Here is a 25,073-nt window from a genome sequence, read left to right as displayed (position 1 = left end):
TTCCTCTCACCTTCTTCTAACCTTTACTGTGCAAAATACTTCTCCAGCTCACGCTGCGCCTGATATTCCGGGAAATTAAAGGACTGCCACTTCCGCTCTTGCTGAGCACCGTCCCACCATTTGTTTTTCAAAAATTGATCTAGCATCCCGTCTTCCTTACGACTGAACTTAATCAGAGAAGGGATGACTTCCGGTGACAGACCAACCAAATAATCTGCATCCAGCTTACCACTCACCTCATAACGCTCCATATTCTTATTAGCTATAATGACATCCATACCTATATAGTTCATAACAACATAAGAGATCAGACCTAGCACAATATAACATTTAGCCAACGGCAAACGGGGCACTACAATCCGTACAGCTGCAAGAATCAACAGCAAACCCATAAATATCATAAATGCATGAACTATGAAACGAATCGTAGTATATCCATACGCCTCTTCATATAGGGTTAGTCTAGTATAGGCAGAATACAACATGACAGTTGAACAGCCAACTAAGATATACAGCATAATATTAATGACTTTTTGGAGCAGTCCTCCCCTCTTTCCTTCTGATCCCAATGCCAGCATTAGAATCACGAAATTAATCGCGGTCACCATAATTAACTCGAAGAATCCACTACGAGCGTAATCAGCATAGGAACTACCCTCTGGTAACATCCCTTCCCAAGCTCCAAACAAGTAAGAAAATTGGACGAATACGAACAGAACATATACCGTGTTAATGGCTATAAGAATTGTCGTCATAATTACTGGATCAACCTTAAAGGTCACAGGCGCCTGCACAGGTCCGTACTCCCTTGGTTGCACATTCCAGTCATAGACCTTCGAATCTACATAGCCCCATACTAAGCCGAACAATCCCATGCCTATCAGGAGTACCCATAACGTCCGTACAATAATTTCACCAAATGAAATTCGATCCAGCATATTTGGCAGCCATATTAGCACATGATGAAACACACCATCGGCCGAGGCCAGCAGGGTAATCACAACAAGCAGTATCGGTAAAGATATCGCAAGTCCTGTAAACACTTTCCCCAGCACTTGCTTGCGTCCATCCTTCACCTTACTATCACTGCTACTTTTGACGTCCTTGAACACAGTACCCCAGTGGCGAAAGTTCTGGGGAAGCAAATGCTCTAGTGTATCCCAAAGTATTCTGAATTGACTCCAAGAGGGGCGTTTATCACTTAGCAAATAAGTCATATGTAATAAAATCAGCACAGGGATTACTAATAGGTTCAACCCAAAGTAGAAAAGATTATGAAACAACACATAGGTCATCGAGAGTAGAAAAATCGCTCCAAACCAGAAATAACTGAGTTTGGTCAGTTTGCGCATTTTAGCCTTAGCGTAATAAAGCATATAAACATAAAACAGACAAACGAAGATAGGATAAGAAACACCTGGCAACTTTCCGTAGAACAACAACTGATGAACAATCGCCAGTAAGAAGGCAACAATTAAAGCGGCAAGTGATCGATTAAGCTTAAGCTCCGTTTCATCGGTCATGGTAAACACCCCCATATTCTTACTTTCTTATCCTTATTCTAAGTGATAAAATAAGAAAAAAAAGAGAAAGAATTTTTTAATAATTTCCTATTTTCTGAAAGGGACTTAAGCCATGAAGCTGCATAGCCAATATTTAAAGCTGCACTCACAGTTTGGGGGAGTCACAGAAATCTCAGTTACGATGGATGAGCTAGCCTTGACCTTCGGATGTACACACCGCAATGCCATGCATATTGTGAATAAAATGATGCAGCTGGAATGGGTCCAATGGACGCCGAAGCGCGGACGTGGAAGTCGATCCTTATTACAGTTCCTTGTCCCTTCCGAAGAAATTGCGCTTCAATCCATGATGCAGGCTATCAGCCGTAAAGATGTTCACAAAGCTATTGATGGCATCAAGACCCATGCCAGCTCTTCCTCGCTGCAGGATACTTTACAAGGCTGGCTGCTGACCTATTTTGGTCATCATTCCGAAATCCGAAGTGACAAACAGATTGATACCCTGCGGCTTCCCATCACCCAGCAGCTACATACCTTCGACCCGCTTCATATGAATCTATTGGCAGAGTCTTTTGTTTCCAGTCATGTCTTCGACGGATTAGTGAGACGCAGCGGGGAACGGGATAAGATTGTGCCTAGTCTTGCTCATGCCTGGGAAGTGGATGAGAGCCGTACGATTTGGACTTTTTTTCTTCGCAAAGAAGTGCTGTTCCATCATGGAAAAGTACTGACGGCAAAAGATGTAGTCTATTCCTTGGGACGGCTGATGCAAACCTCAAAGCGGACACTCTATAGCTATATTTTCAAAGAAATCCAGCAAGTTATCGCACTAAACCCATCCACCGTTCAAATTACACTTAAACAGCCCAATGAGCTATTCCTCCCTTTCTTGTGTACGAGTAGAGCGGCAATTGTTCCGCGTGATTTAGAAGGAATGGACGAACCTAGCTTTGGCCGCAGACCTGTGGGGACAGGACCATTTAAGGTTGTGGACATGAATGAGGACACTTGTGTGCTGGAGGTTTTTCCTTATTATTTTCTAGGAAGAGCTCATTTAGATCGAGTCGAAATAATGTATGTTCCGTGGGATACTACGTCCGATTCCTCAGATACTGGCTCGGCTTTTCATGTGATTCAGAATCCTTCATCCAACAATTCTTCTTCTTGGAGTCGGATTCATTCAGAGTCCTACATCCGTAAATTTGTTACCTGCAATACACAAAAAAAAGGACCGCTTAGCGACCCCCTTCTTCGGGCAAAGATCGTATCCTGTTTAAAAGAAGAGTCATCGTCTGTAACGCATAAGTCAATGGAAGACTATGAGGTCACCTTGCAAATAACTACCATTCCGCAATATGCTAACGATGCTGAATGTATTGCTGCTAAACTAGAGCGTCAAGGTTATCCGTGTACGGTTGTTTCCGTGTCTCCAGAGGAGTTCAAGGGCCCGATCCGACTGGAGTCCGACCTGATTGTTTTTTCATTATTTCGTGACGAGGATGAACAGCTTCGTTTATTTGATCTATATCTCACTCTTTCCCAGCATATAGAACCGCATACTCGTGCGGATATTGAAGGCTGGCTCTATACCATTGCACGAGAACCTAACCCTGAGGCTAGATCCGAGAGCTTTAGTATGATCGAGAACCGTCTTCTTGAGGAACATCATCTGCACATCTTGTATGAAAAACCCACCCAAACTGCTTATCTCCCCTCGGTCCGAGGCGTAAGCTTCAATAGTCAGGGCTGGGTTGATCTTCGTCATTTGTGGTTCCCGCCGCTGCTCTCCAGGGACAGTACTTCATGATATACGCAATGCCCAGTCGTTTGCAGAATCATCGGAGCCCTTTTCCAATCAAATTGGCAGAAACTGGCTCGTTCCCGATTTCCCTTGCCCAAACAGACAACTGTCCGACATGATGAATTTCATGAGCGATCACATGGCGCATCACTTCACCCCAAGTATCTGTCACGATCCGGCCATCCGCTAGGTGATCCTCAAAAATATTCCGCTCCAAACCCGCATGCCAAGAAAGTACAAAGGGCTCTACATCGGGCCGGAATTTCGCATCTAGTTCTCTTACCTGCTGCAAAGACTTGTAATGTTCGAAATCCTCCTGAAAATCCGGTCTACCTTGCAACACTTGAATCCAGCTCCACTCCACATCAACAATATGAAACAGAGTCTTCAATATGCTGCCTACACCACCAGTACGTGCCCCAAGTAGCTTTTCTTCAGAAATACTCTCACACCACTCGTACCATTGTTCACGAACTATCCAGTTATATTGAAAGAATGTTTGCAGATCAAGACCTCCTTTTAATGGGAACTTAGATGTTTCCGGTACCCTTCCACCTTCTCATCTCTATACCCTAACGATTCATAAAAAATATGCGCTTCCTTACGCTTCTCTCCAGAGACTAAAATGATATAAAAGCAATCTCTCTCGTGAGCCATTTCTTCAATGGCAAGCATTAGTTTTTTACCCACACCTTGACGACGGGCCCGCGATGAAACTACTACATTCTCAATTACCATAAACGGTTTGCAATCTCCTACCAGGTCATGACAGACAATCCCCATCAAAGACCCCATCAACTCCCCGTCCACAAAAGCGCCCAACAATATGTACCGACGATCTGCCTTAATTACTTTAAATACTTCTTCTAGTTTATTAAGATCCGATGGTTGATCCATCAGCTCCTGATATAAATCACCAAGTTCATGGAGAGACTCCAATTCTATTTCTTTAATAACGACCATAAATGTTCAACCTGCTTTCTTTAATTTAAGAATCTTTTTCATATATGCTCCACTATTTACGTACCTTCAGTTCAAATTCATCCTTCTGCCCATCCCACTCTACAACAACCTTAATAATCGAGTCCTCGTGTTCAAACGCCCCGCTTCCACCTCTTTCGGACTTCAGCTCACTTTTTCTTACTCCCTCGACATCTTCTAAGGTTTTACTTCCTCCACCTGATGTTCCCTTGAAGCTATATTTAAATGAATTAATCTTATCAAGATCCGTTTGCTCACCTTTATATTTAAGCTCAAATGTAGATTGCTGCGAGGTTTCATAATCTGGTCTCTCACCCTTTTTATCGATGAACTTCTCTGTTGCCTTTTGAACATATTCAGCCGACCATACTTTTCCTTCTCCTGTAAATGTGTAATTGTGTTTATAGGTAGTTGTATTGCAGGCAGCAAGAAGAACTATGATTATTCCAGACAGCATCAGTGCGGATAGCCTCTTAATGATTATAGATCCCTCCCGATTCTGATAAAAAGCGAATAGTAACTGTTGTCCCCTTACCTTTAGAGCTATTATAATAAATTTCCCCACCATATTTTTCTACAATATTAAAGCAAATCATTAACCCTAAACCGGTTCCATTACTTTTTAATGAATAAAAAGGCGTGCCCAGCGACTTAACCTCAGCCTCGGACATCCCACTTCCTTCATCGGTGATCATGATCTCGATAAAATTATTATTTCTATTTGCTATGACTGAGACGGATTTCCCTACATCCGAGGCTTCTAGCGCATTTTTTATAATATTAATGAGTAACTGCTTAAACTCAATTTTATTAATGGAAATAAAACAATCTTCCTCTACCTTTATATCGATTTGGTTATCAGATAGCATGGCATAGGAATGAAGCAGACCCGTAACACTTTGAAGAACATCCTTCACATCTACTTTCTCTAGTCTTTGATCTCCATTCGGTTTGGATAGGGTAAGAAATTGAGAGATAATCTGTTCTACTGTGTTTAATTCATCAATCATTAAGTTGAACTTACTTTTTTTAGAATCATCAAATGAATCGTCCTCTTTGAACAATTGCAAAAAACCTCTAACCACGGTTATAGGATTTCGTATTTCATGTGCAACAGCAGCTGTTAATTGTCCTACCATCTTTAACCGCTCGGATTGCTGTAATTGTTCATAATACAGTTGCTGCTTTTTCATCCGTTTAAATGATAGATGGAAAATGAAAAATAATAATGCTTGAACAGCTATTATATTTATAATGTTGCCTATAATGTCATGATGTAAGTAACTATATAATGCACCTTTATCAATGAAGATGACATAACTAAAAGTAATTACCATCAATATTCCATTTATAATAAAGGAAAAGTAGAACAATTTTAAATCGAAAAATAGTATAGAAAGTGCAGGAATAAGGCAAATCAAAATATAGGTGGTCCAAGTTTGAGGATATAAAAAGAAAAGCGTATAGAAGTACGCAAATCCAAAAAGAATGATGATCTTTCTAAAGGTATATGTCTCATACTTAGGATAGATCCATAAACTAATGGATAGAATTATCACGCACAAAAAATGTACCATATATCCAAAATTAATCCCATTCAACTCTGTTGTAGACAGTATTAATCCAGATATCATAAGGGTAATGTTTAATATCATTACAATGTAATAGATTTTTCGATTCACCTGACTGTAAAACTCTTTCATGAATTCACCACTTCTATATTAATTTAACCCTTTTTTGGATACTACCCTCTCTAGAGGCAAAATTTAAGGGCACCCACTTGGATGCCCTTTCTACATCTCATACATTATTGTAATTATATCAGCCACTTTACTAAAATGGGAATAAATACTTTTAGCCCTAATTATGATAAGCCTCTCAGTTATGTGTCAATCTATAAAAAATAGACTGCTCTCTCACTAAGCAAAGCAGTCCATTTATAGTATCGCTTTTATTCCATATCCTTATCAATATCCTTAGGGATCCGGCGGGCTACATCCGTTGCAATAGCTGCATGGATCACTGCCAGACGCACTAACTCTACCACTTTTTCGTTAAAAATACTTGGGATTACGTATTGCTCATTAACCTCATCCGGATGAACGACTGAAGCAATCGCTTTTGCCGCGGCTAGCTTCATTTCAAGGTTCACTGTTTTTGCTCTGCAATCCAGTGCGCCACGGAAGATACCCGGAAAACACAGCACATTGTTGATCTGATTCGGATAGTCACTTCTACCTGTCGCTAACACGCGAACAAAAGGCTCGGCCAATTCTGGTTCAATCTCCGGTGTCGGATTAGCCATTGCAAACACAATGTTATCGCTGGCCATACTCTTGAGATGATCGACGGATAGAATCCCACCACGTGACACCCCAATAAAGACATCTGCTCCCTGAATAACCTCCGTCAGTCCACCTTCAATACCTTCCGGGTTAGTTGCATCAGCAAGCTTCCGCCATTCCTGATTATCATACTGAAGATCTTTTCTAAGAACACCTTCACGATCAACCGCGTAGATTTTGCGAGCTCCTGCCGCCAGAAGCATATTACAGATGGACACACCAGCCGCACCTATACCCACAACGACAATTCGAACATCTTCGATAGATTTATTTACTACTTTAAGCGCATTCAAAAGACCTGCCAAAACTACAACAGATGTACCGTGCTGATCATCATGAAATACCGGAATATCCAGCTCTTCGGCAAGCCGACGTTCAATCTCGAAACAGCGCGGAGAACTGATATCTTCTAAGTTGATTCCCCCAAATCCAGGAGATACTGCTTTAACGATATTAATGATTTCATCTGAATCTTTAGTATTTAAGCATAGTGGAAAAGCATCGATGTTCGCTAATTGCTTAAACAGCATAGCCTTACCTTCCATGACAGGCATAGCCGCTTCCGGTCCAATATCCCCTAGTCCAAGCACAGCCGTTCCGTCTGTAACGACGGCTACTGTATTCCGCTTCATCGTCAAAGAATAGGCTTTGTTCGGATCTTCGGCAATCGCCGTACACACTCGGGCAACTCCCGGGGTATATACCAGCGATAAATCCTCCCGATTTTTGATTGGCATTTTAGGTGTGATTTCAATCTTCCCGCCTAGATGAGCTAGAAATGTTCGATCTGACACATTAATTACTTTGACCCCTGGCATCTTCGATAGTATAGACATCATTTCTCCATTCGAGGCATCTTGCACGTTTATTGTTATATCTCGAGTTGTTACATCCTTACCTGCACGAATCACGTCAATAGCAACGATATCTCCACCTGCAGTGGCAATTCCTGAAGCAACATCACCAAAAGAAGCAACCGATTTCCGAATTTCGAGCCTGACAATCATCGTTGTTGCAATAGCCATGAATTAGCCTCTCTTTCTTCAACCCTAAGATTTCAAATACACTATACTATACCATTTAAACAAACTTTCTTCCTATTGAATAGATCACCTTAGTATTTTTCTTAAGATAGTATTCCCTTCGGCACCCGGACCAAATACATCAGGGATTGTAGCGACGGGCACAAAGCCGTTTTTACCGTAAAAAGCAATCACATCATAATCTTCTGCATAGGTCAGCATAAGTAAACAGTAAGCTCCCTTGCTCTTAACAACTTCTTCTACATGCTGTAGTAAAATACCTCCTATTCCTTTTCTGCGATGATCTTTACACACTCCAATATCTAGGACTTCGGCTCTTGCTCCAAGCGCGGGAATGCCGATCGGTGCCTCCTCATGCAGAACGGCAACAATACCAAAAGCATCGTCTTGTTCATTCTCATGATAAGCATAAAACAATGCCCCCCGCTGAAAATGTGATTGTATGCGGCGTCTCAGCCACTGCTCATGGTTAGGATTGTTTCTATCCAGATGGATATGTTCAACCTCAGCTAAGAGGTCCAAATACGGTTCGATCTCATGTTCACGAATTAACTTTATAATAGACATTTCAACAATTCTCCCTTAAAAACAAGTTATATACCAGCAGTCTGAACTTAACACGTCCACTGTACAAATAACATGTAGAGTTCGATTATAATGTTACAATACACAATGAAAGAGTCCTACACTACGTCTAACTTGCGTTATATCATAGACAATGACAAGTTGACTGATCAGAATAAATAATATATACATGTCTTACCTATAACGTAGTTGAAGGAGCTTACACTTATGACAGAATCATTTCAAGCATTAGTTGTCGACAAAACAGAATCATCATTCTCCGTCGCTGTTAAGCCGGTTACCTTAGAAGAACTACCCGCAGGAGAAGTTGTAATTAAGGTTGCATACTCCAGTGTGAATTATAAAGACGGATTAGCCAGTATCCCTAACGGAAAAATTGTAAGATCATACCCTTTTATTCCAGGCATCGACTTATCCGGTACTGTGGTGTCTTCTACAGACGAGCGGTTTCATGAAGGACAGCAAGTTATCGCTACAGGGTATGGTATGGGTGTATCTCACTTTGGAGGATATAGCGAATATACACGAATTCCTGCCGCTTGGATCACCCCACTGCCGGAAGGACTTACACTAAGAGAAGCTATGATTTATGGTACAGCTGGACTAACTGCAGCCTTGTCCATTCAAGCTCTGGAAGACAATGACTTAGCACCAGACAAAGGCAAAGTACTCGTAACGGGAGCGACCGGTGGTGTGGGTGGATCGGCTATCGCTATGCTAAGCACAAAAGGCTATAGCGTAGTGGCCAGCACTGGTAATACAGAAGCTAACGAATATTTGAAAACTCTTGGCGCGGAGGAAGTCATTTCACGCGAGGAGGTTACGGGCGGATCTAGCAAACCATTAGAAAAGCAACTATGGCAAGGTGCTGTTGATTCCGTTGGTGGAAACTCACTTGCTTCGATTTTGAGTAAAATCTCCTACAGAGGTTCTGTTGCTGCAAGCGGCCTGACCGGTGGCACTTCTGTTCCAACAACCGTCCTTCCCTTTATTCTTCGAGGGGTTAACCTGCTCGGTATTGATTCCGTAGAGTGTCCTGCTGAGCTACGCGAAAAGGTGTGGACACGGATGGCGACTGATTTGAAGCCTGCACAGCTTGAGAACCTTGTAGATCGTGAAGTAACCTTGAATGAACTGCCACAAGCATTGGAAGATATTCTGCAAGGAAACACACGAGGCAGAGTGCTTGTCCGTTTATCTTAAGCCCTAACAAGAAAACCTCCCGGGAGATTTAATCTCAGGAGGTTTTTTGTTGTTACTCTTGATTATTTGAATATTGATAATTCGGCTGTTGTTGTACATAAGGCTGTTGGCGATAGTGCTGTTCATAGCCTTGAGTGTAGTATCCTTGCATTGGGTAAGGCTGATAATTAAATGCTTGCGTCGCTGGAGGCATTTGTGAAGATATAGGGATGGGCTGAGCTTGCATATGAGCATATGGCTGCATGTTTGGATGCATGTTAGGTTGCATATTTGGTTTCATATTTGCATGCATATTCATATTGGGAGCCATATTCGGGGCCATATTATTGACTCCCTTTACTTTATCTTCTTCACAGCAGTCGGCAGGTGGGCCGATAAAGGTGCCAGGTTTAATAGGAGCTAACGCTTCCTTTACCAATGCTTCATTCAAACAGTAAGTATGGGCCAATACATTTGCCGGAGTTTTGCTCAAAATATCCGAACCTAAGATAACCTCAGGAATAGGTGCGTCAAAAATGGCAAGCAGATGTGTATTATCGACAGTAGCTACTTCATAATGCCACCAGCCTTGCGGCACATTCGCCACTTGACCTGGACATATTGGGAAATGAAGAAGTTCATTTGTAAACGGATTGAGTATAGACACTACTGCTGAACCGCAGATACAATAGACAAGCTCTGCCGCATTTTGATGATAATGAGGCTCCACCACATTCGATTTGCTAAGAAAAATATCAAGGAGTGAGGTATTCTCCAGTGTGTTCAGCTGCTTAACCGACAGCAAATTAATGTAGTTGTTGGCATCCTTTTTAAAGAGAGTATTAGTGTTCACATCGAAAGTAAATTGTGTATCAGGGGACGTATAATCCATGTATGAAGTCACTGTTTATTCCTACCCTTCTGTTCCCGTAAATTTTTGATTTCCTAGAACAACATATGCGTTTGCCTATGCCTAGGTGCCGGAGATTCACTGACTCCAATAAAAATTCATCTTTCTCTGTCAATCGGGGCATCCTCTATAATGTTAAATTCTCACACTATACAGGAGGCAAAGTATGAAATCGATTCACATTAAAATAGTATTTGCGTTATGCATCTCTATCTTCACCATTATGGGGTTGCAGCCTTTGAATCAACACCCCGCGGTTGCAGCCGCTAACCACAAATCCTCTACCAAACAGACTCCATTAACCTTTGTTCTGATCCATGGGTCTTGGGCTACAGCAGGTTTTTGGGATGAAACAGCCGCAGAGCTTCGTAAGTTAGGGCACACCGTCTACACACCGGAATATGCAGGACATGGCGCGGATAAGAATAATAATGTAACACATGAGCAAATCACAAAGTCCGTTGTCGACTATATCAAACAAAAAGACTTGAAGGATTTTATTCTGCTCGGACATAGCTTTGGCGGATCAGTCATTCAAACAGTTTCCCAGCAAGTACCTGATCGGATCAAACGGATCGTGTTCTTTGATGCCTTCGCTCCGCTTGACGGACAAAGTGTGGCAGATCAATTTCCTGCTGAGTCACTTAAATCCTTTGAACAGCTAAGAGACGCTTCCGGTAATAACACCATCACGCTCCCTTTCCCGCTCTTCCGGGATACCTTCGTCAACACTGCCAGTCTTGCGCAAGCACAAGCCTTTTATAAACAAGCTCCGCCTGAACCAGCTACCCCACTGTTTGAAAAGCTGGATCTCAAGAAATTCTACAGTCTCCAAATCCCTAAAAGTTATCTTTATTTGACGGAAGACACGGCTATCCCACAAGGTCCATATGGGTTTCACCCGACTCAATCCAGTCATTTGGGCGTTTTCCGCTTCATCGAGGGCAAAGGTGATCATATGACCACTGTCCGAACCGAGCCAAAAATGATGGCGGAATTGATGGTCAAGGCGGGTAGAGATTAGTCGCGTAATAGCGGAATAATGCATTCAGTCAGTAAAAAAGAGCAAGCGTACGGGAATGTTCCCTACTACGCTTGCTCTTTTTACAATTCTCCGCATGTCATTTAAGGATTCGGCTTCACTCCGGTAATCACCCAGCTATTATGATCTTTAACAAGTGAGATCGTCAGTAGCATGGATGGTTCCGGACCATTTGAAGTCGCGGAATCTATGCGCATTTCTATGACCTCTGAATTCGGGTTAATTACTGTTTCTTTAGTAACCTCGTACTTTGTGATCCATGGGCTGGATACACCAGTTACCCAGTTCAGTTCAACAAACTGTGGATACATAACCTTTTTGAGTTCTTTGGAAAAGATCGAATATTGAATCGACGCATTCCTGTGCTGTAAACCGAACCCGTATAACTCAGCCGCTTGAAATGCTGTTGGTAATATGATTCGTTTAGACTCCGGGGCTGGCAAAGGCATGGCTGAGAGCAGCTTTCCATTAGACTGAATCACCGTTCCGTTATCAGGTGCACCTATTGCGATACCTGGCAGAAGCAATACGCCTGCGATCAGGGTAGCCGCCAATTTCTTTTTACTAATCAGAATCACCTCATAAAAAGCTTTTTCACCTCATGTGATTTGAATTCTAATTATTCCCCGTTATCGCTAACTTTTATGTAACCAAAATGCCAACAAAAAAAGCGACCGTGACAATAACGGAATCGCTTGTGAGAAATAGAAATCTATTATCGTTCTACCGATTGTTTAAGCCGTTGATCAGGCGTGAAAAAGAGTCGGTAGCTCAGTACACTTAGCAGTATACTTGTTATGGCCGCAGAAGCGGTGAATGAGAACACAATCAGAATCTGGTAGCGAACAGCGATTACTGGATCAGCGCCAGCAATAATCATACCTGTCATCATACCTGGAAGCTGGACAAGTCCTACTGTCTTCATTCCGTCGATGGTAGGGATCATGCTGAATTTCACAGATCTTTTTCTAACTTCATGGATCGCTTGTGGAACCGTTGCACCGAGTGACAGCAAGGTTTCGATTTCTCCTTTGCTCTGCTGTATTTCGTGCTTGATATGGTTAATGAACAAACCCGAGACAACCATAGCGCTACCAATGGTCATGCCACTAATGGGAATGATATATTGTGGGGTCGCCTCAATAATATGTAAGCCGAGCAGAATCCCCATCATAAGGAGCTCCATAGTAGCGATCGCAAGTCCAATTCTCCAGACTAATCCACGTAGACCTTTTCCTCTTTTCGCTGCATTCCATGCGGCTACACTTATCATGAAGATTATTATCAAAATAACATAGATCATCTGATCGGTTTTAAAAATAAATTGCAGTACATATCCGACCGCAAGTAATTGAATTGCCGACCTTATAGTGCCTACAATAATATCTTTTTCTAGTCCGAGCTTTTGCCATACCGAGACCAACATCGTCCCTAACACAAACAGAAGCGTGAAACTCAGTGCAGTATAACTCATAAGAATGACGCTCCTTCTAACGGTCGAATAAATCTCTTTGCCAAGTCTTCCGCAGATTCAGCAAAAAAAGATTCACTCAAGTGTTGTTCCAGCTTACCATTCCCCATAAACCATGTAGTAGTGCTTATTCGGCTAGCCTGCTTAAGGTCATGGGTCACCCAAATCATTGAAGTCCCTTCTTCTTTATGCCACTGTTCTAGTAGATCCTCTACCCTTTGAGTGCTGTCAATGTCTAGTGATGCAGTGATTTCATCGAGCAGTAGAACATTAGGTCGCACAAGTAATGACCGAATCAGGGATATCCGCTGCTTTTCACCGCCAGAGCAATCTGCTGCTTTTTTACTCAAATCCAATTGTTCCAGCCCTAGTTGTTCCAATAGCCGCTGCACTAATTTATGGTCATATGGTCTGTCATGCAGCTTGCTGACGGTTCTTAGGTTATCCTCCACACTGCCAGGCAACATAACCGCTTGTTGAGCCACAAACCCGATTTTCATTCTCCACAGCCTTGAATCCATATTTTTGAATGAAGTGCCCTTGATAAGCATATCCCCTTCATCTGGAGCATCCAGCAGAGCCATTATCCTAAGTAGTGTGCTTTTACCTTGACCCGAGGCACCGATCAGAGCGATTCGGTCCGATTCAGATATTTCAGCGGAGATGTCAGAGAATAGATATTTCAAAGCTTGTTCGCTGCTTTTCCAGTTCAATTTTGCAAGTCTTTGAATTTCAAAAATACTGCTCAATGCTTTACCTCCTATTGCCAAACGAAAAAATATCATACCATTTCGTATTATAGCATTTTAGCTGCATAAAAAAAGAGAAAGGCATCTCCCCCATGAGACATGCCTTTCCCATATATTAATTAATTTATTGATTAAACCGAGCTGTAACGAACACCGCAGGTGAATTCCAGTAGATCGTTACCTCATTCGTAGAATAACTAAGTTCATGATCGGCAAAGCACTGAGCGGCTGGTTTTCCTTGTAAATGTTCTACTACATATTCATCATGAAGCCCACGATCTGGCCCCCCAGATACAAGACCCGGCACAGGATCAACCACATGGTCACCAACAGATGGACGATGATGCGGATACATCACTGGATGATCGCCAAATCCGGTAACATAACTGATATCCAGTACGTTACGACCCATCAGATAGTGCAAATGATCTAGCGCACAGTCTGCAAAGCTCGAATCTCCACTAAAATATTCAGCCACTAGCAGCAGCATAGCATTGTTCATTACTAGCATATTGCTACCCCAAATATAGTCTTCCTCTTTTAAGGAGATCCTATAACCATCCTCACTACTATGTTCAGATAAACGTCCAGCTTCAGCTAGAAGTCCTTCTCTTAAGGAAGCATACAAAGCACGGTCTGCTAGATCTTCACCATTTAATAGATATGCAAGTGTGCCGTAGCCCCCCATATCTGCCCAGCCTAGACTGTATTTTGAAAAAGACAACTGCACCAGTTGCAGAACAGCTTGATGGTATTCTTCTTTCCCCGTCGTACGATAGAGCTCCGCAGCTGCCCAATACCGCTCATCCTTGTCGTTCCCATCTCCATATTCACCGGTGCTAATTTCTGGCGGATTTATAAACCCTGGCGCATCTGGGTGTTGAACAAGCCATTCCCAAGCTAGTGTTGCGGCATCCAGACATTTCTTCGCATAGGCTGAGTCAAAGGGCACATATATCCGCGCTGCCATGGCCATGACTCCAGCAAAATCTCCAGTGGCGGTTGCTGACACCGGTGAGAAATATAGATCTGCTGTATCAGCCTCTGGCATCACATCCAAATCTGGAAAGCTCAGCGTAGTCAGCTTATGATACACTCCACCTGTTCTATAGTCTTGCATTTTGAATAACCAATCCAGCTCCACTTTGCATTCCAGCAATATATCTGGAGTTATCCCCCCACTTTCAGGAATCGGGATAGCGCTTACAAAAGCAGATGGATATAACTCATAAGCTAGTAATAGATCAGCGATGGCCTTGGCTCCGGGTCCACTATATTTACCATAATCACCTGCATCATGCCAGCCTCCAGAACAATCTAGCCGACGCTCCGTTTCACCATATACAATTCCCTCTGCTGTATGACATGCCTTATGCTTCCAATCTCCAGCATACTCTTCAGTCAACTCAACCCCGCAACGATAATAATAAAAGGCCTTCAACAAGCCCTGTTGAAGCTCGTGATAAGGTTTATCTGAGATTATAAATGATGCCGAAGCTATCCCCACACCTTGCTCAATCCGGTATCTGCCCACTGCATGAACCTCAGAAAAGTCACCTGTTTGTACAGTTACTCCGCTTGCCTCATCAAATCTGGGAGTACCTGTCTGCCCTTCGAATACAACATTTCCATGATCAACATCAACAACCTGAAAGTCATGTCCAGCACCAGTAAACACTGCAATCTTTTCTCCACCCACCGGATATCCGATTTGATTTACAGTAATGGTTCGGAGTCTACGCTCACTCATCTTCATTCTCCTTCATATCAATTTGATGAAGCCAATGATTACAAGTCTCTCTTTCAAGTTGAGAATACTCTATTCTAGTTGTACGTGGCAATGATAACTACAATATAAAAAACCTAGAGTTAACCTGAAACGGTAACTCTAGGTGATATAATTAGATTATTTGTCTCCAAGCAGCTTAATAAAGTTAGCTGGAAGTGTGAATTGCTGATTGTGAATCACTATACGGCGAAGCTCCTCAAAGGAACTAAGATCATCATCTTCATCGTCGTCTTTGATTTCCTTAATGTCCCGATGCAGTCGCTCCATTTGCAGATCAAGTGCATGAGCGGCATCCGCTGCATTTTTCAATTCACGCGTCATACTCTCTGGTACTGACTTATTATATTTATAGAAAATTTTATGTTCGAGACTTGCCCAGAAATCCATAGCAATGGTACGAATTTGTACCTCAACGCACACTAACTCCTGACGATCTGACATAAATACAGGTACCTGAATCAGCAAATGCAAACTTTGATAGCCGTTAGGCTTGGGATTCTTAATATAATCCTTCACTTCAAGAACCGTTAAGTCGTCCTGCTTCTGAAGCATTTCACTAACATGATAAATATCTGAGATAAAAGAACAGGTAATTCGTAGACCTGCAATGTCTTTAATACAATTTCTCACAGAATCTAGAGATAATTCTCCATTTTTGCGGAGCATTTTGTTCATAATACTCTCGGGAGACTTGATTCTCGATTTGGTATGTTCAATAGGACTGTAATCGTGAAGAGACTGAAACTCCTGTTTGAGGATCTCAATCTTCGTCTCCATCTCATCAAGCGCAAATTTATAAATCAACATAAACCGGGTGATCTCGTGCTTAAGCTTCTTAAATTGTTCGATTTGATTCTCGGGGGTCATTATCCATTTCTCCTCTTGTAGCTTTTCTCTATATTTATCATAGCCAATCCACTAGTGAAATTCAAATTCAGCGAGCGAATGTGAGGTTATTCAAAGTTAATTTGATTCAAATCCCATATTTCAAATGGGGTATTAACCTACCCATATTCTACCACAACCAATGATTAGCAGAAAAAGAGCTCCCTCTCGGCAGCCCTTTCATCTGTTACAGTAACTGTTCTTTAGTTAAGCTGTTTCCACTTTTGCTCCAACGCTTGAGGGACATAGCTTTCTAATTTTTTTAATAGTTCCAAGGGTTCTTGATCTATATTTAACAAGCTAAGATGCGAAGCGTTAGAAAATCCCTCGTTAATGCTGTGTTGAATTAGATTCATCAGAGGATCAAAATAATTCCTGATATTTAAAACCCCTACCGGTTTCTTATGTATACCGATTTGTGACCAGCACAAAACCTCAAACAGCTCTTCATACGTTCCAAAACCGCCGGGTAAAGCAATAAACCCATCCGCCAATTCTCCCATTTTTGCTTTACGTCCATGCATATCGTCCACTTCTATCAGCTGCGTTAATTCTCTATGTACCATCTCTCCATTAAACAATCCCCTAGGCATAACTCCGATCACCTCACCTCCACCGTTCAAAACAGCATTGGCGACTTCACCCATTAATCCAATTTTTGACCCCCCGTAAATTAAGCGATAATCGTTCATAGCCATGTAGTTTCCAAGTTCAACAGCTTTGACTTTATATTCCTCATGCACCCCTAAATTCGATCCTGCAAAAACACAAATTGATTTCAAATCCTCATCTCCAAACTATATATTGATAATATCCGACATCTAATATACTATATGTTGGAGAATAAATCATATAAAAGATTAAGGAGAGCTACATAATATGGAGATCAATGAAGTGCAGAAATGGATTAAAAGTTATTATGGACAAAGAGGCTGGACCGATTATGGTCCTTTTATACGGGTTGGATTTCTTATGGAAGAGACAGGTGAGGTTGCACGGGCAGTACGATCCTATGAAATCGGAAGAGATCGCCCAGATGAATCTACCCCTCCACCAGAGCAACTGAAACAAGACTTGATTGAGGAAATTGGTGATGTGCTAGGCAATATAGCCTTGTTAGCCGATTTGTATGGTATCACTTTAGAAGAGGCATTTACTGCACATAAGGAAAAATTAGTTAAACGCTTTAATTCCTAAGGAGAAGTAGAAAAAGGGCTACAATCGGCATCACCGTATTGTAACCCTTCTTTATCTAACTATTTAAGCCTCGTTAACTATTACTGCCAAATGTATGATTCGAAATAGCATTAATTATTGTTTCCCAATCATCAGGGTGAACTTCGTGACCCGTTCCTTCTAGGGTTAGTAGCGACGCATTAGGAATTTCATCGGCAAGCGCCAGACCATGCTCCAAGGGAAGTACGCTATCTTCTGTACCGTGGATAACTAAGGTAGAAACTATGATATTTTTCGCCTTCCCCTCGTAGTCATCCACTCCTGTAAGAAGCGAATGATTAAACATGCTGAGCAAGTTGTTTGCACGTTTTATTTCCATCCTAACTTGTTTATACGCTCTTTTCTCATCGAATTTATGTTTTGATCCACAGAGTATGCTGGAACCGGAAACCAAGTAATCTGCGACCGCTTCTTCATCTGACCAATCCAGACTAGCTCCATTTGCATGAAAAGCGAGGATCCTCTCATCCATTGGAGGTAAGTTCCGGTCATTATCATCAGATTCAAAAATGCTAGATGCGACCAATGTTAAGGTTAGAACCTTTTGGGGATGACGTATAGCAAGGACTTGTGCAATCATTCCACCTAAGGACATCCCAACGATATTTGCCTGTTCTATATTATAAGCGTCAAGTAACCCAGCAGCATCATCGGCCATATCAATTACCGTATAATTAGAACTCCCAGGCTCATATACAACAGAACGTCCCACATCCCGGTTATCATACCTTATAACATATCGTCCTGTATCTGCTAATCGTTGACAAAACTCCTCATCCCAATAAACCATTGAACAAGTGGCACCCATAATTAGTAATATTGCAGGATTGCTAGGGTCTCCAAAACTATCCGAACATATATCAATTCCGTTTACTTTAAATATCTTTTCGCTCATTGTTTATTCCTCATTTCATTCGAATTTGGTAATCAAAGAATGCACACTTAAATAAGACCCGTCACATTTTGAAATAAATGGATGTTGGTGTCATTGAATTGCACCTCGAATTAACGCAAACGAATGAACTTGATAATCACGATAAGCACTCTCCTACTTCATATTAAAGGGTTGTTAACCCAATTTCGATTATAACATAAAAAGACTATCCTCTGATTTTGAATCAGGAGATAGCCTTTCCATTTATCCAGACAAAACTATTCGTTAAATAAATACTTCCTCAACGGTCAAATTTCGCTCCTTGGATAAATCCCTAAACGTAGTTTCATCTACTTTCACTAACGGTTTAAAAATATCCAAAGGGTTGTTCATAATAATCGTACCTTGCTCTCCGTTGCTAAGCTGAACACTTTTACCTACGAAGTTCGGCAGTAAATGTCCAATCAAAGCTTGTACCGCATTTCCATTCAGCTTGCCAAAGCCCAGCTCATGCACCTTGCGCAGAACGGTAATCAGCCCTTGTTTGGGTTGATTCACTCTTGCAGAGGTCATCCCAACATAGGCATTAGCAACAGCCACAATCAGTGTATACGGGTGCAGGTCCGCCTTACGAAGCATATTAGGATAACCAGTCCCATCCTCGAATTCATGATGCTGAAGCGCCACCAGAGCGGTCTTCTCGTCATTCATAGATTTAAGAATAATATCGTATCCATACGAAGTGTGACGCTTTAGTTCTTCAGTTTCCTCAGGGGTTAAGATCCCCGTCTTATTTAAGATAGATGGGTCGATCTGACTTTTTCCTATGTCGTGTAAATACCCTGCCCGGCTAATCTCGTAGCGTTCTTCTTTGGTATAACCTAACCAAGTCGCTATGTAAAATGATAGCAGTCCCACCTGTAATGAATGATTGTATGTACCAACGTCTTCTCGTTCAAGCAACAGCAATAAGGAAACTACATCCTTATGTTCATCCATTTTTTCCAGCAAGGGCTGCAACGTAAGATCAACATCTGACTGCGTGAAACTGCCCTTGCTGAGTGCTTCTAGAAAAATAGATTCATAGTTTTGGATTGCTAGATCAAAGTTTCCATTTAAGCTTTGCTCCAGATTCGTTCCCTCATTATCCATCGCAATGCTGCGAGGTTCAATATCGACATAATCGATACGATGTCTCATCAGGAGGGTGATTTCTTCTTGGTAAACAATTGTCCCTTTTGGGAGCACGTGTAAACCAACACTATTAAAAGTGTCCAACATAAGACAATCGCCATGTTTGAGATCCGTGACATGAGCTTTCAAAATTCTGCACCCTTCCTATCAATAGGTATATTTTACCTTAAGGATAGCTAAATTATTCCAAAGTCACAATATGGTTAAAGTCTCATTAACACTATCAATTAGTTCAAAAGACCCCCGCAACATCACCTAAAAAGGAATACTAAAGTCCGCTATCACTTTTCCAATCAACTGATCCTTCGCTACAAAAGGAGTAGCCCAGAGATGAGCATCGTAGCTTATATTCCGGTTATCTCCGAGAAAAAAGTAATGGTCCGACGGAACCGTAACGGGTCCAAAAGTATAATTCATCCGCTCATTAAGATAGGGTTCATTGATCTCCGTTCCATTTCTGTAAAGGGCCCCATCTTTAATTTCAATGGTATCACCTGGCAACCCTATCAACCGCTTTACATATCTTTTATTCTCATCACCTGCTACCGGAGGCGTAAACACGACGATATCTCCATGATCGAGTGTCGTCATCCATAACATTTTTTCAACGATTAGACGGTCATTAATTTCAATTGTAGGAATCATAGAGCCAGTAGGAACCCTCATGGCTTCAGCAACATAAGTTCTTACAAACAAAGATAGGACCACTGCGATAGCAACACTAGGCAAATATTGTTTGATAAATTTCAACATAATTGCTCACCTCATATTCATTTTATAAACTCTTTGATCGGTGCAGAAGCTTTTTTCGCTCGTTCATATTCAGTTCATATTGTCGTCATGTATAGTTCATCTTCATCGGGTAAGCTTCCTTTAGCAATTCGTTAAGGTACTAAAATAAAGCGATTAGAACAGGAGAAGATACGAGTGAAACCAGAAGAAGAGGTTATTAAAAAAAGGATGAATAAACCGCTTAAAATTATACTTATTTCCATAGGGGCTTTAGCTACTGCAATAGTACTTTTTCTAGTGACTGTTTTTGTCGCTAATATTTTCCTCAATAAATCGGACCAAGCTAAAATAAAACCCTATGGTCAGTCTGTAAGCGTCGATGGTAAAAATATGAACGTTTTGATTCAAGGAAAGGGTGAAGAGACAGTCGTGCTCTTACCTGGTTATGGAACGGTGGCACCGGGACTTGATTTTAAGCTGTTAATAGATGAACTATCTCCATTTTACAAAGTTGTCGTGATTGAGCCTTTCGGTTATGGATTAAGTGATAGAACTGAAAAAGAGCGAACCACAGAAAACATTGTGAGTGAAATTCATGAAGCTGTAAAGCAGCTTAATATTGACCGTTATATTCTAATGGCACACTCTATTTCCGGTATGTACAGTTTGAATTATGTGAACAAATATCCAAACGAAGTGAGTGCATTTGTCGGGATTGATAATAGTATTGCAACGGAAGACAGGATAGGTGTTAAAATACCAACAGGAAAATTAAAACTACTTAGAGAATCAGGCTTGGGCAGATTGTTATTTAAATCAAGTGGAAATCCCTATGCTGAATTGCCGTTTGATGATGAAACTAAAGAACAATTGAGATTGCTTACGCTTAGAAACACTTATAATTACACTAACTTAAATGAAGTGGAACATATGTCTTCTAATTATAAAGGGGCTCTAAATTCAACTTTTCCAAAGGATCTCCCCCTTTTGCTCTTTGTTCAAGGGGATGATACTCTCTTAAAAGATTGGATATCATTGCATGAAGAGCAAGTCAAAAATTCCGTACAAGGAAAATTGGTAAAACTTGATGCAGGACATTATCTGCACCATACCAAATCAAAAGAAATCGCCGAAAATTTTAAGACATTTATGAAAGAAATAAAATAAGTATAGATTGTATCGCTCAGATTGTCTAAAGCGTTTCACCTATTCTCCATGCTGCTGCATCATGTGCAAGCTTCCTTGCATTTCATGCCGCAGCATTTTTTTTTCTTATTCATAATCGTTAATATTTACGTACCCACACTTCTAAAACCGCTCAATAATGCGATTCATTTCCCCATCTACGTCCATCAAAGTATTCTTAGGTATATGAATGACCAACAAACCGCCAAAGATCTGTTCACATTTCCCATCATTCTCTGTAATCCGTTGTTTAAAAGCAGAAATGGCTGCTGAATCAACAGCCTCTTTACTGAGGAGCCAAGCGTACCTTTTGAAATGAGATTTCTGTACAGTTTCCTGATAGTAATAGATCCCTAGCTCTTCTTTCACCCGTATAATATCACCCATTGTAACACTTGGATTAAAGATCGGCGTCTCTTCGATGCGGTATTTATCTTTACCGACTGGAGTAACATCAAGGATTTCTATTTCACGGCCTGCTGGATCGAAGCAAATATGTAGTCCTGACGAATCTAGCATCAGCACACCTCAATTCTATTCAAAATCTGATCTTGATGATTCTAAATAACACAAAACACAATAAATACATTAAGCTTGTAATCCCGAACAACCTGAAGATTCCCGGCGTTAAAAACATATATAAACTGTATGGAAAACTCCAAATAAAGGCGAGAAGCATGAGAAGGCTTCTGTTTAAAGAGACACCTATCGCAAGTAATCCGGCAGGCAACACCAGCATTACCATACTTATTATAATACTGGATTGATTCGTAACCTCAGCATACGGATTAATGAATATAAATATAAACCATAAAAAAACGGTCATCAAACTGGATACATATCCAATGAGTTTAATGATTGTTAAGTTTATGGATTGCTCCATTCCATCACCTCAATTCTTTCGCAATAATTCTCTCCAGCCATTTCCACGGGAGCAGCGTTTTGCCTAAGATCAAGATCCGGGTGCCTTTGCCGATAGGATACCGAAGCCTCGGTGACTTCATTTCAGTAATACGACCGATGAGATCTGCCACTTGCTTTGGATCAGGTGCAGTTTCAGCGGTATGCTTGGAATATCGTAGCACAGCGTCCAGACGGTCTCTATAAGGAGAATCCTCGACTTGACGAATTTGTGCCATTCCTTTTCCCCAAATCGGAGTACGGAAGGAGCCAGGTTCAATTAATACTACACGTATTCCATAAGGAGACATTTCATGACGCAGACTTTCACTGAATCCTTCTACTGCAAATTTGGAAGCTGCATATGGAGCATACCCCGGAAACCCGGACAACCCGCTTATACTCCCCACGTTAATAATCGTACCACTTTTCTGTTCTCGCATAACTGGCAGCACAGCTTTTGTGACCGCGACTAATCCGAAAAAATTCGTCTCCATTTGCTGACGCCATTCTTCCATGGATATCTCTTCTATGAAGCCGCCTATAGCAAAGCCTGCATTATTTACCAAAACATCAATTCTTCCGAATGTTTCATGTACTGAGGTTATAGTCGCCTGTATAGAATCACTATCGGTAACATCCATGGTCATAAAATGAAGCTGCTTCAAGAGTCCTGCTTGCTCTGCCTGCTGTTCAAGCTCGCCTTTACGACTCAAATCGCGCATGGTTGCTACAACTTTGAATCCCTGTCCTGCTAGTTTAAGGGCTGTGAGCAGTCCAAATCCACTAGAGGTTCCGGTTATTAAGGCCACTCGATCATGCATTCGATCTAGATGTGAATTCATCTTTGACTCTCCTTATGTTTCATTATTTCAAAAAGCAAACAAACGTTCTTTTTCGGATTGACTATCCATTAATTTCAAGTTATAGTAAGTGTATCATTTATATTTCTGCGGGAGAAGCACCTCGCAAGATAGGCATTCATGCCTATCTTGGAGGTGCTTTTTTTGCGCACATAGACTAATTAAGGAGCTGAAATGAATGTTTATTCACAATTTTAGTTATTTAAAGAGGTTTGTCCAATTAATCCTAGTAGTAGCTCTCCTCAACATCAACCTTACATTAGCTTCTGCAGGTACAGACTGGGATTCAGCCTTAGATGACATTAACGGTCTCCATGGTAATTATACCTCGCTTCAAGTAGCCCTCAAGTCCGATAGCTCAAAAATTCAAATGCTACGTAAGCAGAACAATGAAACTCTGAAATCTATTCACTCTGTCATAGAGTCAACAGATAAGGTTCTGCTGAGTCGTTTATCATCTGAAGCAACGTCGGCTCAGAAGAAACATGCTCCTCTACTGGACCAATACAGCACACTCAGTAAGCAGTCTACCGCAGCCAAGAAAGCTAAGGACTTTAAGACAGCCACTCTCCTGGATCTAAGACGCAATAAGCTCAAAGCTGCGGTAAAACTTGCTAGAACTGAAATTAAGGCCAAGACAGACGCTTTGGCAACTGCCCGCAAGCAAACAGCTGCCAAGATCAAGCCTATCAAAGATGCTCTGGCACCAATCACAGCTCTGAAGAAGCAAATCACCGCCGAGAACAAGAATATCGCTGTAGCGCAGAAAGTTCGTTCAGAAGCAGATAAACAATATAAATCGGCTGTAAAACAAGGGGATGCAATTAAGGCAGTATCAGAAATGAAAATATCCTATGAGCAAATGAAACGAATTCATGACATGCATCAGAATATTTACAGCTGGGAGCAGAAGATCTCCTTAGCTCTACGATCTGCAGAGTCTAAGCTTCCATAAGGATTCGTTCCCACCGGCTCATATCAGCTTCACTAACATACTAATTAGTTGGGCTGCAGGCACAATTAGGAGCTGAGCAAATATAGTACCTATAAATCGCGAACCCATCAATACCACATATATTTTTCCTAGCTGATCACGGTATTCTACATTTTCAGTGGCTTTATGGGTAATAAGACCAAGCTGTGGGTCGATAAATATGGTCAGCAGTATAGTCGCCATTCCGTTAATCAATCCTGAGGCTTGAGAAGCAGTCGTGCTATATTGAGGCATTAGATGAGCAGCATACAAAGATGATATGACCCCTACGGTGTAAAAGGCTGTAACAAAAACATTCATAACAATAAAACGTTTAGGAATCCCCAGGTATCTGAAGTTATATAGATTCACTTTTGGTTTTCTTATGTATTTTCTAGTATTTTTTAACTGCCCGATCGTTACGCTCGTAAGCAGCTTGGGAATAGAACCTTCGATTTCAAGCTTTGAGATGATTCTCCCAAACAAGCCTACAAAAGTAGGGAATATAGCAATGGCAATTAATGTCCCTAATGAAGAAGCTAACAATATAATTCTCAAGTAATTAAGAAGTGGGAAATCAGAATGTATTTTGGCATAATCTACGAATTTAGCCGTCAGTGGAGCTTGAATCATGTTTGCAGTTCTTGACACGAGAACAATAATGCCTGTCAGAGACAAAGCAATAGCTATCTTGTTCAGCTTCACCCCGGCGTATCTTACCGAATAAGATAAGGTTTCTGCTGTATGAATAATCATTGTAAGCAAGCATACTACAATCAAGCTATTTACCATTTTTAGGTTCATCTCCAT

25 protein-coding genes and 2 pseudogenes are annotated in these 25,073 nt (G+C 41.3%); 7 read left to right on the top strand and 20 right to left on the bottom strand.

Annotation, left to right across the window (positions count from 1 at the left end; translation table 11 throughout):
- Nucleotides 1–23: 23 nt before the first annotated feature.
- Complete coding sequence (locus H70737_RS11005; protein WP_042187177.1) at nucleotides 24–1,523, bottom strand: DUF4153 domain-containing protein; 1,500 nt, start codon at nucleotides 1,521–1,523, stop codon at nucleotides 24–26.
- Between the two features lie 112 nt (nucleotides 1,524–1,635).
- Here H70737_RS11005 and H70737_RS11000 point away from each other — a divergent pair, with 112 nt between their 5' ends.
- Nucleotides 1,636–3,330 carry an ABC transporter substrate-binding protein gene (locus tag H70737_RS11000; RefSeq protein WP_042187175.1) on the top strand — a complete coding sequence of 565 codons (1,695 nt, stop codon included), beginning with the start codon at nucleotides 1,636–1,638 and terminating at the stop codon, nucleotides 3,328–3,330.
- A 28-nt stretch (nucleotides 3,331–3,358) separates the two neighbouring features.
- Here the strand turns inward: H70737_RS11000 and H70737_RS10995 are convergent, their stop codons facing one another.
- The 6 genes from H70737_RS10995 to H70737_RS10970 all read right to left on the bottom strand — a co-directional run bounded on the left by H70737_RS10995 (nucleotide 3,359) and on the right by H70737_RS10970 (nucleotide 8,260).
- Complete coding sequence (locus H70737_RS10995) at nucleotides 3,359–3,829, bottom strand: DinB family protein (RefSeq protein WP_042187173.1); 471 nt, start codon at nucleotides 3,827–3,829, stop codon at nucleotides 3,359–3,361.
- Between the two features lie 14 nt (nucleotides 3,830–3,843).
- Nucleotides 3,844–4,287, bottom strand: coding sequence for a GNAT family N-acetyltransferase (locus tag H70737_RS10990; protein WP_042187171.1), 444 nt, complete (start codon nucleotides 4,285–4,287; stop codon nucleotides 3,844–3,846).
- A gap of 52 nt (nucleotides 4,288–4,339) precedes the next feature.
- The gene (locus H70737_RS10985; RefSeq protein WP_052404247.1) at nucleotides 4,340–4,762 is read right to left on the bottom strand and encodes a hypothetical protein; all 423 of its coding nucleotides are present in this window, start codon (nucleotides 4,760–4,762) and stop codon (nucleotides 4,340–4,342) included.
- A gap of 16 nt (nucleotides 4,763–4,778) precedes the next feature.
- A complete protein-coding gene (locus tag H70737_RS10980; RefSeq protein ID WP_231573430.1) occupies nucleotides 4,779–5,642 on the bottom strand; it encodes a sensor histidine kinase in 864 nt (287 codons plus the stop codon).
- A gap of 614 nt (nucleotides 5,643–6,256) precedes the next feature.
- The gene (locus H70737_RS10975; protein WP_042187166.1) at nucleotides 6,257–7,675 is read right to left on the bottom strand and encodes an NAD-dependent malic enzyme; all 1,419 of its coding nucleotides are present in this window, start codon (nucleotides 7,673–7,675) and stop codon (nucleotides 6,257–6,259) included.
- An 84-nt stretch (nucleotides 7,676–7,759) separates the two neighbouring features.
- Nucleotides 7,760–8,260 (bottom strand): GNAT family N-acetyltransferase, encoded by a 501-nt coding sequence (locus H70737_RS10970; RefSeq protein ID WP_042187164.1) that lies wholly within the window; start codon nucleotides 8,258–8,260, stop codon nucleotides 7,760–7,762.
- A gap of 225 nt (nucleotides 8,261–8,485) precedes the next feature.
- Here H70737_RS10970 and H70737_RS10965 point away from each other — a divergent pair, with 225 nt between their 5' ends.
- Nucleotides 8,486–9,481, top strand: a complete 996-nt coding sequence (locus H70737_RS10965) for an acrylyl-CoA reductase family protein (RefSeq protein ID WP_042187162.1) — start codon at nucleotides 8,486–8,488, stop codon at nucleotides 9,479–9,481.
- 295 nt (nucleotides 9,482–9,776) lie between these two features.
- Here H70737_RS10965 and H70737_RS30230 read toward each other — a convergent pair.
- Nucleotides 9,777–10,364: pseudogene (locus H70737_RS30230) on the bottom strand (cupin domain-containing protein); the annotation flags it as partial.
- Between the two features lie 172 nt (nucleotides 10,365–10,536).
- On the opposite strand from H70737_RS30230, the gene H70737_RS10955 reads away from it, so the two are divergent.
- Nucleotides 10,537–11,394, top strand: a complete 858-nt coding sequence (locus tag H70737_RS10955) for an alpha/beta hydrolase (RefSeq protein ID WP_052404246.1) — start codon at nucleotides 10,537–10,539, stop codon at nucleotides 11,392–11,394.
- A 101-nt stretch (nucleotides 11,395–11,495) separates the two neighbouring features.
- On the opposite strand, the gene H70737_RS29760 is transcribed toward H70737_RS10955, so the two are convergent.
- Nucleotides 11,496–11,990, bottom strand: coding sequence for a hypothetical protein (locus H70737_RS29760; protein WP_052404245.1), 495 nt, complete (start codon nucleotides 11,988–11,990; stop codon nucleotides 11,496–11,498).
- Nucleotides 11,991–12,072: 82 nt separating this feature from the next.
- Here H70737_RS29760 and H70737_RS31645 point away from each other — a divergent pair.
- Nucleotides 12,073–12,120, top strand: a pseudogene (locus H70737_RS31645) (excalibur calcium-binding domain-containing protein); the annotation flags it as partial.
- 7 nt (nucleotides 12,121–12,127) lie between these two features.
- Here H70737_RS31645 and H70737_RS10945 read toward each other — a convergent pair.
- The 5 genes from H70737_RS10945 to H70737_RS10925 form a co-directional block, all read right to left on the bottom strand.
- A complete protein-coding gene (locus H70737_RS10945; RefSeq protein WP_042187159.1) occupies nucleotides 12,128–12,886 on the bottom strand; it encodes an ABC transporter permease in 759 nt (252 codons plus the stop codon).
- On the bottom strand, nucleotides 12,883–13,632 hold the full coding sequence (locus tag H70737_RS10940; protein ID WP_231573429.1) for an ABC transporter ATP-binding protein: 750 nt from the start codon (nucleotides 13,630–13,632) through the stop codon (nucleotides 12,883–12,885). Before H70737_RS10940 ends, H70737_RS10945 begins: the two co-directional genes overlap by 4 nt.
- A gap of 124 nt (nucleotides 13,633–13,756) precedes the next feature.
- Nucleotides 13,757–15,382 (bottom strand): glycoside hydrolase family 9 protein, encoded by a 1,626-nt coding sequence (locus tag H70737_RS10935; RefSeq protein WP_042187157.1) that lies wholly within the window; start codon nucleotides 15,380–15,382, stop codon nucleotides 13,757–13,759.
- A 156-nt stretch (nucleotides 15,383–15,538) separates the two neighbouring features.
- Nucleotides 15,539–16,288, bottom strand: coding sequence for a GTP pyrophosphokinase (locus tag H70737_RS10930; RefSeq protein WP_042187155.1), 750 nt, complete (start codon nucleotides 16,286–16,288; stop codon nucleotides 15,539–15,541).
- Between the two features lie 221 nt (nucleotides 16,289–16,509).
- Nucleotides 16,510–17,088, bottom strand: a complete 579-nt coding sequence (locus H70737_RS10925; RefSeq protein WP_042187153.1) for an LOG family protein — start codon at nucleotides 17,086–17,088, stop codon at nucleotides 16,510–16,512.
- Between the two features lie 97 nt (nucleotides 17,089–17,185).
- Between H70737_RS10925 and H70737_RS10920 the strand changes: the two genes are divergently transcribed.
- Nucleotides 17,186–17,503, top strand: coding sequence for a MazG nucleotide pyrophosphohydrolase domain-containing protein (locus H70737_RS10920; RefSeq protein WP_042187151.1), 318 nt, complete (start codon nucleotides 17,186–17,188; stop codon nucleotides 17,501–17,503).
- 73 nt (nucleotides 17,504–17,576) lie between these two features.
- On the opposite strand, the gene H70737_RS10915 is transcribed toward H70737_RS10920, so the two are convergent.
- From H70737_RS10915 to lepB, 3 genes are all read right to left on the bottom strand, one after another.
- Nucleotides 17,577–18,437, bottom strand: coding sequence for an alpha/beta fold macrolide esterase (locus H70737_RS10915; RefSeq protein ID WP_042187149.1), 861 nt, complete (start codon nucleotides 18,435–18,437; stop codon nucleotides 17,577–17,579).
- Nucleotides 18,438–18,701: 264 nt separating this feature from the next.
- Entirely contained in the window at nucleotides 18,702–19,739 is a 1,038-nt protein-coding gene (locus H70737_RS10910) for an HD-GYP domain-containing protein (protein ID WP_042187147.1), read from the bottom strand.
- A gap of 126 nt (nucleotides 19,740–19,865) precedes the next feature.
- Nucleotides 19,866–20,363 (bottom strand): signal peptidase I, encoded by a 498-nt coding sequence (lepB, locus tag H70737_RS10905; protein WP_042187138.1) that lies wholly within the window; start codon nucleotides 20,361–20,363, stop codon nucleotides 19,866–19,868.
- Nucleotides 20,364–20,570: 207 nt separating this feature from the next.
- Here lepB and H70737_RS10900 point away from each other — a divergent pair, with 207 nt between their 5' ends.
- Nucleotides 20,571–21,509, top strand: coding sequence for an alpha/beta hydrolase (locus H70737_RS10900; RefSeq protein ID WP_042193683.1), 939 nt, complete (start codon nucleotides 20,571–20,573; stop codon nucleotides 21,507–21,509).
- Between the two features lie 141 nt (nucleotides 21,510–21,650).
- Here H70737_RS10900 and H70737_RS10895 read toward each other — a convergent pair whose 3' ends face one another.
- Together H70737_RS10895 and H70737_RS10885 are read right to left on the bottom strand one after the other, a co-directional pair.
- Nucleotides 21,651–22,046: a DUF4265 domain-containing protein gene (locus H70737_RS10895; protein WP_042187136.1), complete on the bottom strand. Its 396-nt coding sequence runs from the start codon at nucleotides 22,044–22,046 to the stop codon at nucleotides 21,651–21,653.
- Nucleotides 22,047–22,414: 368 nt separating this feature from the next.
- Nucleotides 22,415–23,272 carry an SDR family oxidoreductase gene (locus tag H70737_RS10885; RefSeq protein ID WP_042187132.1) on the bottom strand — a complete coding sequence of 286 codons (858 nt, stop codon included), beginning with the start codon at nucleotides 23,270–23,272 and terminating at the stop codon, nucleotides 22,415–22,417.
- 196 nt (nucleotides 23,273–23,468) lie between these two features.
- On the opposite strand from H70737_RS10885, the gene H70737_RS10880 reads away from it, so the two are divergent.
- On the top strand, nucleotides 23,469–24,245 hold the full coding sequence (locus H70737_RS10880; RefSeq protein WP_042187130.1) for a hypothetical protein: 777 nt from the start codon (nucleotides 23,469–23,471) through the stop codon (nucleotides 24,243–24,245).
- Between the two features lie 18 nt (nucleotides 24,246–24,263).
- Here H70737_RS10880 and H70737_RS10875 read toward each other — a convergent pair whose 3' ends face one another.
- Nucleotides 24,264–25,055 carry a lipid II flippase Amj family protein gene (locus tag H70737_RS10875; protein WP_042187128.1) on the bottom strand — a complete coding sequence of 264 codons (792 nt, stop codon included), beginning with the start codon at nucleotides 25,053–25,055 and terminating at the stop codon, nucleotides 24,264–24,266.
- Between the last annotated feature and the right edge of the window lie 18 nt (nucleotides 25,056–25,073).

It is taken from the genome of Paenibacillus sp. FSL H7-0737, assembly GCF_000758545.1.
GTDB lineage: Bacteria > Bacillota > Bacilli > Paenibacillales > Paenibacillaceae > Paenibacillus_AQ.
Note: the sequence above shows the minus strand (reverse complement) of the source record. Positions and strands in the feature narration are given on the sequence as shown.

Excerpts from the sequence above, each read along its gene's own strand:
- H70737_RS11005 (WP_042187177.1), bottom strand. The coding sequence starts at position 1,523 with ATGACCGATGAAACGGAGCTTAAGCTTAATCGATCACTTGCCGCTTTA.
- H70737_RS11000 (WP_042187175.1), top strand. The coding sequence starts at position 1,636 with ATGAAGCTGCATAGCCAATATTTAAAGCTGCACTCACAGTTTGGGGGA.
- H70737_RS10990 (WP_042187171.1), bottom strand. The coding sequence starts at position 4,287 with ATGGTCGTTATTAAAGAAATAGAATTGGAGTCTCTCCATGAACTTGGT.
- H70737_RS10985 (WP_052404247.1), bottom strand. The coding sequence starts at position 4,762 with ATGCTGTCTGGAATAATCATAGTTCTTCTTGCTGCCTGCAATACAACT.
- H70737_RS10980 (WP_231573430.1), bottom strand. The coding sequence starts at position 5,642 with ATGGTAATTACTTTTAGTTATGTCATCTTCATTGATAAAGGTGCATTA.
- H70737_RS10975 (WP_042187166.1), bottom strand. The coding sequence starts at position 7,675 with ATGGCTATTGCAACAACGATGATTGTCAGGCTCGAAATTCGGAAATCG.
- H70737_RS10970 (WP_042187164.1), bottom strand. The coding sequence starts at position 8,260 with ATGTCTATTATAAAGTTAATTCGTGAACATGAGATCGAACCGTATTTG.
- H70737_RS10965 (WP_042187162.1), top strand. The coding sequence starts at position 8,486 with ATGACAGAATCATTTCAAGCATTAGTTGTCGACAAAACAGAATCATCA.
- H70737_RS10955 (WP_052404246.1), top strand. The coding sequence starts at position 10,537 with ATGAAATCGATTCACATTAAAATAGTATTTGCGTTATGCATCTCTATC.
- H70737_RS10945 (WP_042187159.1), bottom strand. The coding sequence starts at position 12,886 with ATGAGTTATACTGCACTGAGTTTCACGCTTCTGTTTGTGTTAGGGACG.
- H70737_RS10935 (WP_042187157.1), bottom strand. The coding sequence starts at position 15,382 with ATGAGTGAGCGTAGACTCCGAACCATTACTGTAAATCAAATCGGATAT.
- H70737_RS10930 (WP_042187155.1), bottom strand. The coding sequence starts at position 16,288 with ATGACCCCCGAGAATCAAATCGAACAATTTAAGAAGCTTAAGCACGAG.
- H70737_RS10920 (WP_042187151.1), top strand. The coding sequence starts at position 17,186 with ATGGAGATCAATGAAGTGCAGAAATGGATTAAAAGTTATTATGGACAA.
- H70737_RS10915 (WP_042187149.1), bottom strand. The coding sequence starts at position 18,437 with ATGAGCGAAAAGATATTTAAAGTAAACGGAATTGATATATGTTCGGAT.
- lepB (WP_042187138.1), bottom strand. The coding sequence starts at position 20,363 with ATGTTGAAATTTATCAAACAATATTTGCCTAGTGTTGCTATCGCAGTG.
- H70737_RS10900 (WP_042193683.1), top strand. The coding sequence starts at position 20,571 with ATGAATAAACCGCTTAAAATTATACTTATTTCCATAGGGGCTTTAGCT.
- H70737_RS10895 (WP_042187136.1), bottom strand. The coding sequence starts at position 22,046 with ATGCTAGATTCGTCAGGACTACATATTTGCTTCGATCCAGCAGGCCGT.
- H70737_RS10885 (WP_042187132.1), bottom strand. The coding sequence starts at position 23,272 with ATGAATTCACATCTAGATCGAATGCATGATCGAGTGGCCTTAATAACC.
- H70737_RS10880 (WP_042187130.1), top strand. The coding sequence starts at position 23,469 with ATGTTTATTCACAATTTTAGTTATTTAAAGAGGTTTGTCCAATTAATC.
- H70737_RS10875 (WP_042187128.1), bottom strand. The coding sequence starts at position 25,055 with ATGGTAAATAGCTTGATTGTAGTATGCTTGCTTACAATGATTATTCAT.